15 protein-coding genes are annotated in these 16675 nt (G+C 72.5%); 6 read left to right on the top strand and 9 right to left on the bottom strand.

Features of this window, described 5'->3' with window-relative positions:
* Positions 1 to 215: 215 nt before the first annotated feature.
* The 4 genes from OG878_RS32670 to OG878_RS32655 form a co-directional block, all read right to left on the bottom strand.
* Entirely contained in the window at positions 216 to 1379 is a 1164-nt protein-coding gene (locus OG878_RS32670; protein ID WP_328890102.1) for a glycosyltransferase, read from the bottom strand.
* Positions 1376 to 2608, bottom strand: a complete 1233-nt coding sequence (locus tag OG878_RS32665) for a glycosyltransferase family 4 protein (protein WP_328890101.1) — start codon at positions 2606 to 2608, stop codon at positions 1376 to 1378. Before OG878_RS32665 ends, OG878_RS32670 begins: the two co-directional genes overlap by 4 nt.
* A gap of 141 nt (positions 2609 to 2749) precedes the next feature.
* The gene (locus OG878_RS32660; protein ID WP_328890100.1) at positions 2750 to 4168 is read right to left on the bottom strand and encodes a HEAT repeat domain-containing protein; all 1419 of its coding nucleotides are present in this window, start codon (positions 4166 to 4168) and stop codon (positions 2750 to 2752) included.
* A 217-nt stretch (positions 4169 to 4385) separates the two neighbouring features.
* Positions 4386 to 4778, bottom strand: a complete 393-nt coding sequence (locus tag OG878_RS32655) for an ankyrin repeat domain-containing protein (RefSeq protein ID WP_328890099.1) — start codon at positions 4776 to 4778, stop codon at positions 4386 to 4388.
* Between the two features lie 313 nt (positions 4779 to 5091).
* On the opposite strand from OG878_RS32655, the gene OG878_RS32650 reads away from it, so the two are divergent.
* Both OG878_RS32650 and OG878_RS32645 read left to right on the top strand, forming a co-directional pair.
* Entirely contained in the window at positions 5092 to 5286 is a 195-nt protein-coding gene (locus OG878_RS32650) for a hypothetical protein (protein ID WP_328628654.1), read from the top strand.
* A gap of 39 nt (positions 5287 to 5325) precedes the next feature.
* Positions 5326 to 6957 (top strand): ATP-binding protein, encoded by a 1632-nt coding sequence (locus OG878_RS32645; protein WP_328890098.1) that lies wholly within the window; start codon positions 5326 to 5328, stop codon positions 6955 to 6957.
* Between the two features lie 73 nt (positions 6958 to 7030).
* On the opposite strand, the gene OG878_RS32640 is transcribed toward OG878_RS32645, so the two are convergent.
* Complete coding sequence (locus OG878_RS32640; protein WP_328890097.1) at positions 7031 to 8530, bottom strand: SCO1417 family MocR-like transcription factor; 1500 nt, start codon at positions 8528 to 8530, stop codon at positions 7031 to 7033.
* 102 nt (positions 8531 to 8632) lie between these two features.
* Here OG878_RS32640 and yczE point away from each other — a divergent pair, with 102 nt between their 5' ends.
* The 4 genes from yczE to OG878_RS32620 all read left to right on the top strand — a co-directional run bounded on the left by yczE (position 8633) and on the right by OG878_RS32620 (position 12159).
* A complete protein-coding gene (yczE, locus tag OG878_RS32635; RefSeq protein ID WP_328890096.1) occupies positions 8633 to 9337 on the top strand; it encodes a membrane protein YczE in 705 nt (234 codons plus the stop codon).
* Positions 9334 to 10098 (top strand): glycerophosphodiester phosphodiesterase family protein, encoded by a 765-nt coding sequence (locus OG878_RS32630; RefSeq protein WP_328890095.1) that lies wholly within the window; start codon positions 9334 to 9336, stop codon positions 10096 to 10098. Before yczE ends, OG878_RS32630 begins: the two co-directional genes overlap by 4 nt.
* A 44-nt stretch (positions 10099 to 10142) precedes the next feature.
* Positions 10143 to 11519, top strand: a complete 1377-nt coding sequence (locus OG878_RS32625; protein WP_328890094.1) for an MFS transporter — start codon at positions 10143 to 10145, stop codon at positions 11517 to 11519.
* Between the two features lie 265 nt (positions 11520 to 11784).
* On the top strand, positions 11785 to 12159 hold the full coding sequence (locus tag OG878_RS32620; RefSeq protein ID WP_007262928.1) for an RNA polymerase-binding protein RbpA: 375 nt from the start codon (positions 11785 to 11787) through the stop codon (positions 12157 to 12159).
* Positions 12160 to 12483: 324 nt separating this feature from the next.
* Here OG878_RS32620 and fxsA read toward each other — a convergent pair whose 3' ends face one another.
* The 4 genes from fxsA to OG878_RS32600 form a co-directional block, all read right to left on the bottom strand.
* Positions 12484 to 13074 carry an FxsA family membrane protein gene (gene fxsA, locus OG878_RS32615; RefSeq protein ID WP_328890093.1) on the bottom strand — a complete coding sequence of 197 codons (591 nt, stop codon included), beginning with the start codon at positions 13072 to 13074 and terminating at the stop codon, positions 12484 to 12486.
* Positions 13075 to 13130: 56 nt separating this feature from the next.
* The gene (locus OG878_RS32610) at positions 13131 to 13898 is read right to left on the bottom strand and encodes a polyprenol monophosphomannose synthase (protein WP_328890092.1); all 768 of its coding nucleotides are present in this window, start codon (positions 13896 to 13898) and stop codon (positions 13131 to 13133) included.
* Positions 13899 to 14437: 539 nt separating this feature from the next.
* Complete coding sequence (locus OG878_RS32605) at positions 14438 to 16084, bottom strand: amidohydrolase (protein ID WP_328890091.1); 1647 nt, start codon at positions 16082 to 16084, stop codon at positions 14438 to 14440.
* A 67-nt stretch (positions 16085 to 16151) separates the two neighbouring features.
* Positions 16152 to 16592 carry an Lrp/AsnC family transcriptional regulator gene (locus OG878_RS32600; RefSeq protein ID WP_277325062.1) on the bottom strand — a complete coding sequence of 147 codons (441 nt, stop codon included), beginning with the start codon at positions 16590 to 16592 and terminating at the stop codon, positions 16152 to 16154.
* Positions 16593 to 16675 lie beyond the last annotated feature (83 nt).

The raw sequence follows: 16675 nt of genomic DNA, 5'->3' as shown, positions 1-16675 counted from the left end.
TGCGGACGGAGTGCCCGCTGGAGGCGGCGTGGTCCGTGCGAGCGGCACCGGACGTCCCTTCGGCGCCGGCGGTGCGGATGATGCGCGTGACACGAGCGGTGCGCAAGCACCCGGCCGCGACCTCGCGGCACCGGCCCGCCCGACGCCCTCCCCCACCGCATCCACCTCGGGAACCGCCGGCCCCGCCACACCCTCCCTCCGCACCTCCACCCCCGTCATGCCCGCACCCCCGGTATCCCGCCCCGGTCCGGCACCTCGTGGGCGGCCAGGAACGCCGCCACCGAGCGGTCCCAGCCGAAGAGTTCGGCGCGTTGTCTCGCCGCCGCGCGCCGCCCCGCTTCCGGACGCGCCAGCAACTCCTGCACGGCCGCGGCGAATGCCTCGCCGCTGTCCGCAGCGGCCACTCCCGCTTCGCCGATCACCTCGGGCAGCGCGGAGCTCGCGCTCGCCACCACCGGAGTGCCGCAGGCCAGTGCTTCCAGGGCCGAGAGGCCGAACGTCTCGGCAGGGCCGGGAGCCAGGCAGATGTCGGCCGCGGCCTGCAGATCCGCCACCCGCTCCCGGTCCCGCACATGCCCCAGGAACTCGACCGGCAGCCGCTCCGCCCGCGCCCGGCTCTCCAGCCCCGCGCGCAGCGGCCCGTCACCGGCGACCACCAGCGTCGCACGCACACCCTGGCCGTTGAGGACGGCGAGCGCGTCCAGGGCCCTGCCGGGCCGTTTCTCCACCGAGAGCCGGGAGCACAGCAGAAGCAGCACGGACCGGCCGCGGACATGCCGGGCACGCAGGGCCGTACTGCGCCGGCCGGGGCGGCAGCGGCGCAGGTCGACGCCGAGCGGGGCGCGGACCACATTGCGTGCGCCGATGCGTATGAACTCGCGCTCCGACCACTCCGTCGTGCACACGATCCGCGTGTAGGCGTGTGCGCTGAGGGTGTTGAGCCGGTCGGCGGCCCGCCCGGCCGCGACCGCCGGAACGCCCCAGGTGCGCAGCACCCCGTCCGCCGTCTCGTGGGAGACCATCACGGCGGGCACCCGGGCGCGGCGGGCCCATTCGCCGGTCCAGCGCAAGGTCGTGCGGTCGGAGACCTCCAGGCGGTCGGGCCGCAGCGTTTCCAGGAGGTGGCGGAGCCTGCGGCGGACCGTCAGGAGGCGATAGCCGCCGCTGCCGGGGAGCACCGGTCCGGGGAGGGTGATCACCCTGCCCTGCGCGGTCCGTACATCGCTCGCGCTGTCGCCGGGCACGACGAGCACCGGCTCGTGCCCGGCCGCGAGATAGCCCCGGCCGAGTTCGTCCAAGGCGGTGCGCAGTCCGCCGGAGGACGGGGTGACGAAGTTCGCCAGGCGGACGATGACCGTTCCCCGCTCGTGCCCGGTCATGCGGCCACCGCCGTCCGGCCGCGCAGCACCTCGTCGTAGTGGTCCAGCAGTTGATCGCCGACGGCTTCCCAGGTCCGGCCCTCGACCGTGGCCCTTCCTGCCCGCCCGTAGGCCGACGCCCGCGTGGGGTCCACGGCGAGCGCGCCGACGGCCGCCCGTACCGCGTCGGCGTCGTGCGGCGCCACCAGCAGTCCGGTCCGCCCGTGGTCGACGAGGTCGAGCGGCCCGCCCGCCGCCGGGGCGATCACGGGCACACCGGAGGCCATGGCCTCCTGGACCGTCTGGCAGAACGTCTCGTACGGGCCGGTGTGCACGAACATGTCGAGCGAGGCGAACAGCCGGGCCAGGTCGTCCCCGGTCCTGCGGCCGAGGAAGACGGCGCCGGGCAGGGCCGCGCGCAGCGAGGTGGCGCTGGGACCGTCCCCGACGACCACGATACGCACACCGGGCAACCGGCCGGCACCGGCGAGGAGTTCGACGTGCTTCTCCGGGGCGAGCCTGCCGACGTAACCGACGATCTTCTCGCCGCCGGGGGCGAGACGGTGGCGCAGCGCCTCGTCACGCAGGCCCGGCCGGAACCGTACGGTGTCGACGCCGCGCGGCCACAGCCGCACCCGCTCCACCCCGTGGGCGGTGAGGTCACGGATGGCCGCGGTGGAGGGCGCGAGGGTGCGGTCGGCGGCGCCGTGCACGGCGCGCATCCGGCGCCAGGCCGTGTTCTCACCGGCTCCGAGGTAGGTACGGGCGTAACCGGCCAGATCGGTCTGGTAGACGGCCACGGCCGGCAGCCCGAGCCGGGCGGCTGCCGCCATGCCGCGTACGCCGAGCACGAACGGTCCGGCGAGATGGACGAGTTCGGCCCGGTGGGCGACGAGGGCGGCCGTCAGCCGGCGGCTCGGAAGTGCCACCCGGACCTGCGAGTAACCGGGCAGGGGCAGGGAAGGGACGCGCACCACGGGGCAGGGCGCGTCCGATGCGAAGAGGTCGGGGGTGCCGGTGGCATCCGGGTGGGGGGCCGCGGAGGCCGGAGGGCCCGCGAGGTCGCCGCCGGCGGGCGCGGTCCCCGGCACACCGGAGGACCGGAAGGTGGTCGGCGCACCGGCCGTGGCCGGGGCGATGACGAGCGGCTCATGGCCACGCGCGGCAAGGTGCCGGGCGGTCTGCAGGGTGCAGTGGGCCACGCCGTTCACATCGGGCGGGAAGGATTCGGTGACGATGACGACACGCATACCCGTGTTGTCGTCGCGCCGGACGTGACGGGGCCGACTTGGATCTTTCCACCCGGGGAACGTCCCATGAGCGTTGGACGTTCCGTGGCCCGGTGGGCCGCGCTCCCCCGAAGCGCTGCGCCCTGCCGTGCGTGCCGCGGGTCAGGCGCCGGGGGTGTCGGGGCCGATCCTGCTGCGTACGGCGGTCTGTACCTCGGCCTCCTCGGCCGGGTCGGCGGCCAGTCGGCGCAGCCGTTCGGCCACCCTGATGTCACCGGTCTCCGCGTGGAGCGCGGCGACCTCCCGCGTGGTCTCCTCGCAGTCCCACAGGCATTCGACGGCGAAGCCGGTGGCGAAGGAGGGGTCGGTGGCGGCGAGTGCGCGGGCCGCCCGGCCGCGCAGCTGGGAGGAGGACGTCTCCCGGTAGATGTGGCGCAGGACGGGGGCGGCGCAGACGATGCCCAGCCGGCCGGCGCCGTCGACCAGGGTCCACAGGCGCGGTGCGTCCGGCCCTTCGCCGCGTACGGCGTCGCGCAGGGCGGCGAGGACGAGGGAGGCGTCCTGGGCTCCGCCCCGGCAGGCGAGCACTCCGGCGGCGGCGGCGCCGAGCGTGTCCGGCCGCCGGGCCCAGCGCCGGGCCCGGTCCACCGCCGCGTCGCCGCACATCCGCTCGAAGGCGGCGACGGCCGCATCGGCGACGGTGCGCGACGGGCCGGCAGCGGCGGCCTCGATCAGGTCGAGCACGGCCGGGTCCCTGGCCTCGGACAGATAGTGCAGGGCGGCGCAACGGGCGCCCTCCGGGCCGCTGCGGGCCGCCTCGATGATCACCGGCCGGTCCTCGGGACCGGCGACGGCCGTGAGACAGCGGGCAGCCGGCACGTGCAGCAGGCTGCCGCGGTCCAGCCCCTGCTGGGCCCAGTCGAAGACGGCCTGGACGCTCCAGCCGGGTCGTGGGCCGCCGGGCCGCATCTGCCGCTGCCAGCGGTCGAACGAGCCCTGTTCCGAGGCTGACCTGACCCTGGCGCCGACCGCTTCGCGCGGATCGTCCGCCCACAGCCGCCAGGGCCGGGGCTCGAATGCGTCCCGCACGGCGGCCGCGAGCTCGGCCGCGCCCTCTTCGGTGGCCGGGAATCGCGCCAGTACGGGCACGGCGAGGGCACGGAGTCCGGCGTCGTCGTCGCGCAGGGCCAGTTCGTCGAGGGCCCACGCCCAGTTGGCGCCGGTCGCCGCGTACCGCCGCAGCAGGGCCAGGGCGTCGCCGCGACCGTACGAGGCGAGGTGGCCGAGGACCGCGAGGGCCAGGCCGGTCCGTGAGTCGTCCGTGTCGACGTGGTCGTCGGGATCGCTCAGGTGCCGCTCGATCTCCTCGATGCCGCCGTCGAGGTCGAGGTACAGGCGTGCGTAGTAGAGGGAGCGGTTCTCGACCTGCCAGTCGTGCCGCGGATCGCTCAGGACGCAGTGGTTGAGGGCCGCGAGGGCCTCGGCGCGCGGGGCGGCGAGCGCGTGGAGCGTGCCGTCGCCGCGGCCCCTCTGCAGCAGGCCGAGCAGGGTGCCGCTCGGCGCTATGAACGGATCGAACATGGGAAAAGCCTCACATCAAGCTGTCGACGCAACCGGGACTGTGCAGTTCCAAGTGCCGGGGGGCACTACGCCGCGCAGCAACATGATCGGCCGACCGCCGTCTTCTGCTTGGTGTAGACCATCTTCCTCTGCCTCTCGTCGGTGGCCCGGATCGGGCCCGCGACGTCATGATGACCCAGCCATTTCGTCACCGCGACCACATTTACCGCGAACCCGCTCAGCGGGAGCCGAAGAGTTCCAGCAGGTCGGCCTTGCCGAACATGCGTGCGGTGTCCAGCGCGGACGGCGTTCCGGCCGCCGGGTCGGCGCCTGCGGCGAGCAGTGCCTCGATCACCGCGCCCTCCCCCTTGAAGACGGCTCCGGCGAGCGGTGTCTGCCCGCGGTCGTTGGCCCGGTCCGGGTCGGCGCCACGGCCGACGAGGGCGGTGACCGCCTGGGCGTGCCCGTGATAGGCGGCGAGCATCAGCAGCGAATCGCCCCGGTCGTTGGTCAGGTTCGCGGGCACACCGGCGTCCACGTACGCGGCGAGCGTCTCGGTCTCGCCGCGGCGCGCCAGGTCGAAGACCTTGGTCGCCAGCTCCACGACCTCGGGATCCGGGACTTCGCTCATCGGACGGACCGCCTTCCAAATAACAGGTTCTGTTGCCGCCGGCCAGGTGGGTGGTACGTCGTGGGGCCGTACGAGTGAACCGACAGGGTACTGCCACGCAGCGCACATGCCCCGGTCCGGCCGCGGCAAACGATCACGCCCAGTGAGCGAGGAGTGGTGCACCGTGCCGATATTCCGCCCGAGAGACGTCCCCGGTCGGCCGTTCCAGTGAAAATATCGCAGTTTCACCCGATTGCAGCTTTTATCGTATAGATACTTTTTGTGAGCCTGGAAGGACTCATGGTGACTGTCCCCCCAAACAGGAGAACCACTCATGAACCTTTCCATGTCAGGCGTCGTCATCCTCGGCATCATCGTCTTCCTGTTCTTCAGGAAGGACGGTCTGAAGGGCTCGCACGCCCTCGTCACCGCCCTGTTCGGCTTCTATCTGGCAGGCACCGCCATCGCACCGAGCATCACCGCGGGCGGCGCGAGCCTGGCCGGCCTGCTGGGCGGGATCAAGTTCTGATCCTCCGCGACCGCTCCCACCCCACCTCAGGAGACCGACGTGGCCCGGCGACCACTCCCCCGCATTCTGAGCAGCGGCAGCGCTTCGATCACTCGCGGTCGCGAGCTCGCGCGCACGGCCGCCGACAACGCCACCGACGTCCTCCACCCGCTGTTCACGGTCGCGCGTGGGCTGCGGCTGCTGGTCGGCGCAGGACGGCGGAAGTGGGCCGCGACGCCCAAGGAGCGGCGCAGTCCCGTGCTGTTCCTTGTCGCGGTCTGCGTATTCGTGGTGGCGCTCATCCCCTACGGGCCTCTGCTCGCCCTGGTCGCGGTGATGGGCGTCGCCGCCTGGAAGGGCCGCCGTCGCCCGCCGGTGAGGACCGGCCCGGACAAGGCCGAGACGGGGCGGCTGCAGGCCCTGTACGAGGCGCTCGTGCCGTACTTCTCGGTGGCCGACGACCCCAGCCCGCTGTTCGCCCACGGCGGCGAATGGAAGAAGGCCTTCAGCGGTTATGCGTTCGACGCGGACGGGCGCGTGACCCGGCTCCGGGTCGCCTACCCCGCGTACTTCACGGACGGCGAAGCAGCCTCCCGTACCCGGATCGAGCAGCTGCTGCACGCCAAGTCGGGCCGCGGCCGCGAGTACCACTTCGCCTGGGACGAGGAGGGCAATCAGCTCGTGATGAACGTGCTCGACCCGCTGCCCACCTCGATCGCCGCACAGCGCTTCGTCACCGCCCCCGGAGAGACCGTGCTGGGCTTCACCGACGGCGACGCGGTACAGCGCACCGTGCCGGTGGCCGACGGAGAGAAGACCCGGGACGCACCCCCGGTCGTCTGGCGGACCGGCGCCCGGTCCACGGAACCGCATCTGCTGATCGTGGGACAGCCGGGCAGCGGCACGACCACGCTGATGCGCTCCATCGCGGTGCAGGCGCTCCAGCACGGTGACATCGTCATCATCGAAGGCAGCGGAACCGGTGAGTACGCCTGCCTGACCGGGCGCACCGGGGTGATGGCCGTCGAGTGCGCACTGGCCGGTGCGCTGGCCACACTGGAGTGGGCGGCCCACGAGACGGAGCGGCGGCTGATCGCCGCCAACCGGGCCCGGCAGGCCGGGCACCCCGCGCCCGAGGACATCAGGCGCCCGCTCTGGATCCTGCTGGACCGGCCCAGTGTCCTCGGTCATCTCGCGGCCGTCGACGGGCGGCCCGACCCGCAGGAGCTGCTTCAGGTGCCGCTGCGGCACGGCAGGGCGGCCAATGTCACCGTGGTGACGGCCGACCAGTTCGACAGCCTGGACACACTCGGCGAGACCCTGCGGACGCACACCCGCGCCCGGGTCGCCCTCGGCTCCTGCTCACGCGGGCAGATCGAGTCCGTGCTCGGCCTCGAACCGCACACCACACCGACGCCGGACGTCCCGCTCGGCCGTGGGTACGCACGGCTCGGCACCGGTCCGGTTCTGCGGCTCCAGGTGCCGGCCACCCCGGACCCGTACGACGACGCGACGAGCGAGGCGCACCGGCAGGCCGTGCTCGATCTGCTGCCCGCGCGGGAGACGGCGGCCGAGGCGGACGTGCCCGATCCGACCGCTGCGGACGCGGCGATCCCGGACCCGTCGACCCCGGAGAACGCCCTGACCGCGCAGAACGTCCTGACGGCCGAGCAGTTGACGCTCAGCGAGTAGGTGCGCGGGGCGGCGGGGGCGGATCGCGCGGTCCGCCACCCGTCGCCCTGCCGGCTCCGGCCCTGTCCGGCGATCAGGCCACGAACGTCCGCGGCGCCTCCGCCCCCGCGCCGGCCCCCGATCCGACCAGCTGCGCCGCCGCCGCGAGCCGCACCGCCGCCTCGTCCGCCACCGGCCCGCCGACCGTGAACGGCAGCCGTACGTACCCCTCGAAGGCGCCGTCGACGCCGAACCGCGGGCCGGACGGCACCCGCACCCCCACCCGCTCACCCGCCACGGCCAGCCTCGACCCCGAGAGTCCGCCGGTACGCACCCAGAGCGTCAGCCCGCCCTGCGGCACCTGGAACTCCCACTCCGGCAGTTCCCGCCGGACCGCCGCGACGAGCGCGTCCCGGTTCTCCCGCGCCTGGCCGCGGCGGATCTCCACCGCTTCCTCCCAGCCTCCGGTCCGCATCAGCCAGTTGATCGCGAGCTGCTCCAGCACCGGCGTGCCCATGTCGGCGTAGGCCCGGGCGGACACCAGGCTGCGGATCACATCCGGCGCGGCCCGCACCCAGCCGATCCGCATGCCGGCCCAGAAGGCCTTGCTGGCCGAGCCCACGGTGAGCACGGTGCTGCCTGCCGGGTCGAAGGCACAGACCCGGCGCGGCATCTCGACGTCGTCGTCCAGGTGGAGTTCGTTCATGGTCTCGTCGACGACCAGGACCGTCCCGGCGGAGCGGGCCGCGTCCACCAGCGCACGGCGCTGGTTCTCGTCCGCCAGCGCACCGGTGGGGTTGTGGAAGTCCGCCACGACGTACGCGAGCCGAGGAGCGGCGTCCCGCAGCACGTGCCGCCAGCGGTTCATGTCCCAGCCGCCGATCCCCTCCTCCATCGCCACCGGCACCAGCCGGGCGCCCGCCTCCCGCATCAGCTGCAGGATGTTGGCGTACGAGGGGGACTCCACCGCGATCCGCTCGCCGCGCCCCGCGAAGAGATGGCAGATGGCGTCGATCGCGCCCATGGCGCCGGTGGTGACCATGATCTGTTCCGGCATGGTGGGAATGCCGCGCTCGGTGTAGCGGTCGGCGATCATCTGCCGCAGCGCGGGCAGCCCCGCCGGGTAGTCGCCGTGGGTGTGCGCGTACGGCGGCAGCTCCTCCAGGGCCCCCTGGACGGCGCGGGTCAGCCAGGGTTCGGGCGCGGGCAGCGAGGCGCAGCCCAGGTCGATCATCGAACCGAGCGATTCCGGGGGCAGCGGTTCCAGACCGCGTGCGGGCAGGGGGTTGCCCGCCGGGACCGCGGTCCAGCTGCCGGCCCCGCGCCGGGACTCCAGGAACCCCTCGGCCCGCATGGCCTCGTAGGCGGCGGCGACGGTGGTGCGGCTGACGGAGAGGGCGAGCGCCAGTTCACGTTCGGCGGGAAGCCGGGCGGCGACCGGAACCCGGCCTTCGAGGACGAGCAGCCGGATGCCGTCGGCGAGGGCGCGATAGGCGGGCGGCCTGCGGGCGCCCGGGCCCATCGGCTTCTGCTGCTGGGCCTGGAGTTGACGGGCGAGCTGCGCGGCACCGACCGCCGAAGTCCACTGCGCCATGTAAATCAGTCCACCTTCCCGGGATTGGCCATGGTTGGTAGCCAATCCACCGCCCCAGAGTGTCATGCATCGGTCCACTGCCACCACACCAGGGAGGACGTCTTGTCCCACACCGCTGTCCCGCGCCGCCGGCCGCACCTCACACGGCGGCTGGTCCAGCTCTACGTCGGCCTGGCCCTGTACGGAGTGAGTTCGGCCCTTCTCGTCCGCGCCGGGCTCGGCCTCGAGCCCTGGGGGGTGCTGCACCAGGGGCTCGCCGAGCGCACCGGGCTCTCCATCGGAGTCGTCGCGATCATCGTCGGCGCGGCGGTCCTGCTGCTGTGGATCCCGATGAGGCAGCGCCCCGGCCTCGGGACGGTCTCCAACGTCTTCGCCATCGGTCTCGCCATGGACGGCACGCTCGCTCTCGTCCCCGAGGTGCACGGCCTCGCCGCGCGAATCGCGGTGATGGCCGCGGGCATCGTGCTCAACGGTGTCGCGACGGGGCTGTACATCGCGGCGCGGTTCGGCCCCGGGCCGCGCGACGGACTGATGACCGGTCTGCACCGGCGCACCGGCCGCTCCATCCGCCTGGTCCGCACGGCGATCGAGGTGGCGGTGGTGGCGACCGGATTCCTGCTCGGCGGCTCCCTGGGCGTGGGCACGGTCCTCTACGCTGTGAGCATCGGCCCGCTCGCCCAGCTCTTCCTGCGCGTCTTCGCGGTCCCCGGGGCAGATCCCGCCGACGGGACCGTCGCCCCCGCGCCGGAGCCCGGCACCACCGCCGTCACCGCGCCGTCACCGGAGGAGGCCATACTTCCGCAGTGACCTCCCTACGCCACCCCTATCTGGACCATCCCGCGACGATCCCGTTCGCCCACCGCGGCGGAGCGGCGGACGGGATCGAGAACACGACGGCCGCCTTCCGCCGGGCCGCGGATGCCGGCTACCGGTACTTCGAGACCGATGTGCACACCACGTCGGACGGCCGCCTGGTCGCCTTCCACGACACCACCCTGGACCGGGTGACGGACGCCCGGGGCCGGATAGCCGACCTGCCGTGGAGCGAGGTACGGCAGGCCCGGGTGGCGGGCCGCGAACCGCTGCCGCTGTTCGAGGAGTTGCTGGAGGAATTCCCCGACGCCCGCTGGAACGTGGACATCAAGGCCGAGTCGGCCCTGGTCCCGCTGATCGATCTGATCCGCCGGACGGACGCCTGGGACCGGGTGTGCGTCGGCTCGTTCTCGGAGACCCGGGTGGCCAGGGCGCACCGCCTCGCGGGCCCGCGGCTCGCCACCTCGTACGGCGCCCGCGGCGTCCTCGGCCTGCGTCTGCGCTCGTACGGCATACCGGCCGCGCTGCGCGCCGGAGCGGTGTGCGCGCAGGTCCCGGAGAGCCAGAACGGGGTCAGGGTGGTCGACCGGCGCTTCGTCCGGGAGGCCCACGCGCGCGGGCTCCAGGTCCATGTCTGGACGGTGAACGAACCGGAGCGGATGGCAGCTCTCCTCGATCTCGGTGTGGATGGCATCATGACCGATCACATCGAGACGCTGCGTACGGTGCTGAGCGAGCGGGGGGCCTGGGCCTGACGCCGGCCCGGCGGCGTTCCCACGGGAACACGAGGGGGTGCGGGTTGAGCGCCGAAACCGCAGACACCGCTGAGCCGACGCCGGAACGCCCCACCGAGGGCGCCGACGCCGAGGGCCGCAGACGCGAACAACGCGGCTGGTACTTCTACGACTTCGCGTGTTCGGTCTACTCGACCAGCGTCCTCACGGTGTTCCTCGGGCCGTATCTGACGTCGGTGGCCAAGGCCGCCGCGGACGCCGACGGTTTCGTGCACCCGTTCGGCATACCGGTGCGCGCCGGTTCGCTCTTCGCCTACGCGGTCTCGGTGTCCGTCGTGGTGGCGGTGGTGATGATGCCGATCGTGGGCGCCGCCGCCGACCGTACGGGCCGCAAGAAGCCACTGCTCGCGGCCGCCGCGTACACGGGCGCGGCCGCGACGACCGGAATGTTCTTCCTGGACGGCCACCGCTATCTGCTGGGCGCGTTCCTGCTGATCGTGGCGAACGCGTCGATCTCGGTGTCGATGGTGCTCTACAACGCGTTCCTGCCGCAGATCGCCGGGCCCGACGAACGCGACGCGGTCTCCTCGCGCGGCTGGGCCTTCGGCTATACGTCGGGGGCGCTCGTCCTCGTCCTCAATCTGGTCCTCTACACGGGCCACGACTCGTTCGGCCTCTCCGAGTCCGACGCGGTACGGATCTGTCTCGCCTCGGCGGGGGTCTGGTGGGGCGCCTTCACCCTCGTCCCGCTGCGGCGGCTGCGCGACCGGCGGGTGGCGTCCGGCGGCGAGGGTGCGGTCGGCTCCGGCTGGCGGCAGTTGCGCGCCACGCTGCGCGACATGCGCCGGCACCCGCTCACGCTCTCCTTCCTGCTGGCCTACCTCGTCTACAACGACGGCATCCAGACGGTGATCTCGCAGGCCTCGGTGTACGGCTCCGAGGAGCTCGGCCTCGACCAGACGACGCTGATCACCGCCGTGCTGCTGGTGCAGGTGCTCGCGGTGGCGGGGGCACTGGGGATGGGCCGTCTGGCGCGGGCGTACGGCGCGAAGCGCACGATCCTGGCCTCGCTCGTCGTCTGGACCCTCATCCTCGTCGCCGGCTACTTCCTGCCCTCGGACGCCCCGGTCTTCTTCTACGTACTGGCCTCGGCGATCGGGCTGGTGCTCGGTGGCAGCCAGGCGCTGTCGCGCTCGTTGTTCTCGCATCTGGTGCCGCGCGGCAAGGAGGCGGAGTACTTCTCCGCGTACGAGATGAGCGACCGCGGACTGAGTTGGCTGGGGCCACTGGTGTTCGGTCTCGCGTATCAGCTGACCGGAAGCTATCGGGATGCGATCATCTCGTTGGTGATCTTCTTCGTGGTCGGTTCGGTACTGCTCGCGAGGGTGCCCGTACGGCAGGCCGTCGCGGCGGCAGGGAATCCCGTTCCGGAGCGGATTTAGACGTTGAAGTGAAAGGCCGGTAGTGTACGCCTTTGGCCTGCCCGGAGGACCGTTACTGCGAGTGGAAGAAGCCAAACCGTTGGGTGACAACTTCTACCAGATGTGACAAACCGGGCATTGGTGGGTACCCCAACCCTGAAAAAGCAGCGGCACGACGGGCGACGCATGACCGGCAACGGGAATCTTTACCGCCGACCGGACGTTGACCGGATGACGACGACAGCGACACCTGTCCTGTGGGCGACAAGCCCGGGAGGCACGATTCATGAGTGAGCGAGCTCTCCGCGGCACGCGACTCGTGGTTACCAGCTACGAGACGGACCGCGGCATCGATCTGGCCCCGCGCCAGGCGGTGGAGTACGCATGCCAGAACGGACATCGTTTTGAGATGCCGTTCTCGGTAGAGGCGGAAATTCCGCCGGAGTGGGAGTGCAAGGCGTGCGGCGCCATGGCACTCCTGGTGGACGGGGATGGCCCCGAGGAGAAGAAGGGCAAGCCTGCGCGTACGCACTGGGACATGCTCATGGAGCGGCGCACACGCGAGGAGCTGGAGGAGGTGCTGGCCGAAAGGCTGGCGGTTCTGCGCTCCGGAGCCATGAACATCGCCGTGCACCCGCGGGACAGCAGGAAGTCTGCCTGACCGCGTAACACCGCACCGAGACCGAAGCCGCGGGCCGCGGCACACCATGTGTGTGCCACGGCCCGCGGCTTCGATCTGCCCCAAAGCTTCGATCTGCGCGGGATGCCCTGGCGTCCGGCGGCCCGCTCTCCGTCCCCGAGCACCGGACGGCCCGTGGGCGGATGCGGCGAGGGGCGGGAGCAGATCGGGAGCAGGAGCGCGGGGACACCGCGCGTGCGTCAGAGATGTCCTCGATCGCCGGACGGCCTCGTTTTGGGGCCGGGCCGGCTCATTTCCGGGCTCGACGCCGCCCGAGCACGAGGGATGCGCACGACCCGACCGAGGTCAGGGAGTCAGCGGCGGGCGGGGGGTTTCGTCCCGGCCGGGGCTCTTCTCGCGAATGACCTCGCCCTGGACGACCTTTCCGTCCGGACGGTGGATCCGGGCCTGCTGGAAGGCGTCCGAGAGGCTCCCCGGCGTCGCCGCGCGCATCCGGGCATCAAGGGTCTTCTCCGCGAACCTGCCGAGCGCCTTCCGCACCGGTGGCACCAGCAGCAGAAGTCCCGCCACGTCCGAGATCAGCCCCGGGATCATGATCAGCAGCCCGCCGAGCATCAGGAACCCATTGCCCTTGCCGCCCGTGCTGCCCGCAGGGGCGGCCGGCGACGCGGCTGCGGCGCCCGGCTGCCCCGGCATCTGCTGGAGCGTCTCGGTGAGGTTGCGGAAGGCGCGGCGGCCGGCCGCCTTCATCACCACGGCGCCGAGCACGACGCCCCCGGCCAGAAGCAGCAGCACGGTGAACCCGCTCGCCACATCGGCCACCACGGTCAGCAGCCAGATCTCCAGCACCGCCCAGGCGGCGACGGCGAGGGGGATGAAGGTGCGGGCGCGCGAGCGCCGACGCGGGGCGGTCGGGGGCGGTGTGCCGGTCGTCATGGTCCCCAGTGTGCCTGGACGTACGTCCGAACGGGATAAGCGGGATGTGAGGACGTTCAGGAGGGTTTGCGGCCCAGGACCCGGTTCGCGCGGGCGGTGACGCCCCACGCCGTGACCCGCCACAGCGCCTCGACGAGGATGTCGCGGCTCATCTTGGAGTCGCCGATCTCGCGGTCCACGAAGGTGATCGGCACCTCGACGACGTGGTACCCCGCGTCGATCGCGCGCCGCGCCAGGTCGACCTGGAAGCAGTAGCCCTGGGAGGCGACCTCGTCGAGGCCGATCCCTTCCAGCGTCTGCGCCCGGAAGGCCCGGTAGCCACCGGTGACGTCCCGCGTCCGCAGCCCGAGCAGCAGCCGGGAGTACGTGCTGCCGCCACGGGAGATCATTTCGCGGGACTTGGGCCAGTTGACCACCCGCCCGCCCGGCACCCAGCGGGAGCCGAGCACGAGGTCGGCGCCCTTGAGCGCGGTGAGCAGCCGGGGCAGTTCCTCGGGCTGGTGGGAGCCGTCGGCGTCCATCTCGACGAGGACGCCGTAACCGTGTTCGATGCCCCAGCGGAACCCCGCCAGATATGCGGCTCCGAGCCCTTCCTTGCCCTGCCGGTGCAGCACCTGGACCTGGCTGTCGGCGGCGGCGAGCTCGTCGGCGACCTTGCCGGTGCCGTCGGGACTGTTGTCGTCGGCGACCAGGATGTCCGCGTCCGGCACTGCGGTGCGCACCCGGGTGACGATCGGCTTGATGTTCTCGGCCTCGTTGTAGGTCGGGATGATCACCAAGGCTCTGCCGAGCGGGCCGTATCGCCTCTGACCGCCGTCGTTCACTTACTGCCCCTCACGTCCGTACGCAGATGCACACCCTACCGATCACATCGGGGCCGTGGACCGGCCCGGTGGCCGGCGATCGGATGCCGGGCCGGACAGAAGGACGGAAGTGCGGACAGAAGCGCGGACAGAACTGCGGATCGGGGCCCGGTGTCCTTCGGGCCGACCTGGGACCCGCTGGCTGCGGGTCGACCGAGAGCCGTTGTCTACTGAACGTCCGGGCCCCACCCGGGTCACACCTGCCGTCCGGTTCGCACCTTCCCTCGCCCCCGAGGCGCGGGCGCTGAACCTGGCTGTCAAGGGTGGTGCGCCGGTGCGGCGCACCACCCCATGACCCAGCGGCGTTCGACGACTGCGTGGAGGTATAACCGGTCGGACGTCCTGTGGTGGACTCGGCCGAACCTACCGGCCCACGGGCGCTTCCTGTCAATACCCGTCTGACCTGCGACTTTTACCGAACTTGCCTGGTCAGTAGCGAGGATTCGCAGGTCGTGGGGAATCGAGGACGCCTACGATCGGCGGTACGCAATTTCCGGACGTCACTCGTTCGGCCTTACGTAGACCGTTTGCCCGAACACCACGGTTCGCAGGCAGACCGGGAGCTCGGTACCGGGCGTGAGGTCCGGCAGCCCCGGCGTCCCGGACCTCGGGTCCGTCGACCAGCGGGCGACCCGGTCGTCCGGGGCCTGGACCACGAGTTCGTCGGTGCGCCAGACCGCATAGTCGGCGGGGGCGCCGGGCACCAGTGTGCCCGCGTCGTCGCGGCCGACGGCCCGCCAGCCGCCCCGGGTGTGCGCGGTGAAGCCCGCCCGTACGGAGATCCGGTGCTCGGGCGTCCGGTGGAACGCGGCAGCCCGTACGGTCCCCCACGGGTCCAGCGGGGTCACCGGGCTGTCCGAGCCGAAGGCGAGGGGTACGCCGGCCCGCAGGAGGCCCGCGTACGGGTTCAGAGTGCGGGCCCGCTCGGCGCCGAGCCGCTGCGCGTACATGCCGTCCTCGCCGCCCCAGGCCGCATCGAAGGCGGGCTGGACGGAGGCGGTCAGACCCAGCTCGGCAAAGGCGGCGATGGTCTCGGGGGTGAGCATCTCGGCGTGCTCGATGCGGTGCCGGGCGGCCCGGACCCGGGCCAGGCCGACTGTTTCGGAGGCGGCCCGGATTCCCGCGACGACGGCGGAGACCGCCGCGTCGCCGATGGCGTGGAAGCCGGCCTGCAGCCCGGCCTCGGTGCACGCGGCGACATGCGCGGCGATCTGCACCGCGTCCAGGTGGGCGGTACCGGTGTGTCCGGCCGCACCGTCGGCGTACGACTCGTGCAGGCATGCGGTGTGCGAGCCGAGGGAGCCGTCGACGAAGAGATCCCCGGCGGCGCCGGCCGCGCCGAGTTCACGGATCCGGCGGGCGTCCTTCTCGCCGCCGACCTGCTCGGCCCAGTAGCCGAAGACCCGCGGGCCGGGCCGCCCGGCGGCGAGCTTCAGCAGCCCGGTGAAGTCCTCCTCGTCGGAGATGTGCGGTCCGCCGCACTCGTGGACGGTGCCGATGCCGAGCGAGGCGGCACGGTCCAGGGCGGCACGCTGGGCGTCCTCGCGCTGCTGCGGCGAGACCGCGTGGTGGGCCGCGGAGCGCACCGCATGGTGGGCGGCCCCGGTCAGCGGCGCGTCCGGGTGGTAGCCGGGCAGTGCGGTGACGCCGGGGACGAGATCGAGGAGGGCGGTGGTCACGACCGCGGAGTGCACATCGATCCGGGGCAGGTAGACCGGCCGGCCGCCGGCCGCCTCATCGAGTTCGCCGCGCGACGGGGGCCGCTGCTCCGGCCAGCGCGTGGCGTCCCAGCCGTGGCCGAGCACGACCCGGCCCGCGGGGTGCGCAGCCGTGTGCGCACGTACGAGACCGAGGGCCTCGGCAAGGGTGCGGGCGCCCGAGAGGTCCAGACCCGTGAGGGCCAGACCGGTCGACGTGGTGTGGACGTGGGCGTCGGTGAACGCCGGGGTGACCAGCGCCCCTTCGAGGTCGATCACTTCGTCGACGCCGCTCGCGAACGCGTCGGCGGCCCCTTCCGAGCCGACCCAGGCGACATGGCCGCGTTCGACGACCATGGCGGTGGCGAAGGGGTCGGCGGGGCTGTGGACGTCTCCACCGCGCAGCAGCACGGTGCGGTGTTCGCTCTGGGGGGCGGTGCTCTCGGTCATGGCACCAGTCTCGCGCGTACCGGGAGCGGCGTGGTCCGCGCCCCCCTCGGACGGGCGCGGGCGGGGCTCAGATCTGCGGCGGGCGCGCCTCGTACGGGGTGGACAGGACGATGGTGGTGCGGGTGGAGACTCCGGCGAGCGAGCGGATCCGGGTGAGCAGGTGCTCCAGCTCCAGCGGGGTCGCGACCCGCACCTTGAGGATGTAGTTCTCGTCGCCGGCGACGCTGTGGCACGCCTCCAGTTCCGGCACTCCGGCAAGCCGCTCGGCGATGTCGTCCGGCGCGCTCGGGTCGAACGGTTTCACCGAGATGAACGCGGTGAGGGGCAGCCCCACGGCCTCGGGGTCGACGACCGCGGCATAGCCCCGGATCACTCCGCGCTGCTCCAGCCGACGGACACGCTGATGAACGGCCGAGGTGGACAGGCCGGTGGCCTTGCCCAGGTCGGTGTAGCTCATCCGCCCGTCCTTGACGAGCAACTCCACAATCTGACGGTCCAGCTCCTCCATGCGGTCAACCTATGGCCCCGGGTCCCTCCAGGCACAGTCGCAGGGGCTCCGAACAGGGCGCCTGCGCCGTCCATGTGACGAAC

It is taken from the genome of Streptomyces sp. NBC_00316, assembly GCF_036158715.1.
Taxonomy (GTDB): domain Bacteria; phylum Actinomycetota; class Actinomycetes; order Streptomycetales; family Streptomycetaceae; genus Streptomyces.
This window is presented reverse-complemented; position numbering and strand designations above follow the sequence as displayed.

What these genes read in the sequence shown, in the direction of transcription:
- OG878_RS32640 (WP_328890097.1), bottom strand. Translation starts at nt 8,530, where the DNA reads ATGGCGCAGTGGACTTCGGCGGTCGGTGCCGCGCAGCTCGCCCGTCAA.
- OG878_RS32605 (WP_328890091.1), bottom strand. Translation starts at nt 16,084, where the DNA reads ATGACCGAGAGCACCGCCCCCCAGAGCGAACACCGCACCGTGCTGCTG.
- OG878_RS32655 (WP_328890099.1), bottom strand. Translation starts at nt 4,778, where the DNA reads ATGAGCGAAGTCCCGGATCCCGAGGTCGTGGAGCTGGCGACCAAGGTC.
- OG878_RS32650 (WP_328628654.1), top strand. Translation starts at nt 5,092, where the DNA reads ATGAACCTTTCCATGTCAGGCGTCGTCATCCTCGGCATCATCGTCTTC.
- OG878_RS32665 (WP_328890101.1), bottom strand. Translation starts at nt 2,608, where the DNA reads ATGCGTGTCGTCATCGTCACCGAATCCTTCCCGCCCGATGTGAACGGC.
- OG878_RS32600 (WP_277325062.1), bottom strand. Translation starts at nt 16,592, where the DNA reads ATGGAGGAGCTGGACCGTCAGATTGTGGAGTTGCTCGTCAAGGACGGG.
- OG878_RS32660 (WP_328890100.1), bottom strand. Translation starts at nt 4,168, where the DNA reads ATGTTCGATCCGTTCATAGCGCCGAGCGGCACCCTGCTCGGCCTGCTG.
- OG878_RS32670 (WP_328890102.1), bottom strand. Translation starts at nt 1,379, where the DNA reads ATGACCGGGCACGAGCGGGGAACGGTCATCGTCCGCCTGGCGAACTTC.
- fxsA (WP_328890093.1), bottom strand. Translation starts at nt 13,074, where the DNA reads ATGACGACCGGCACACCGCCCCCGACCGCCCCGCGTCGGCGCTCGCGC.
- OG878_RS32620 (WP_007262928.1), top strand. Translation starts at nt 11,785, where the DNA reads ATGAGTGAGCGAGCTCTCCGCGGCACGCGACTCGTGGTTACCAGCTAC.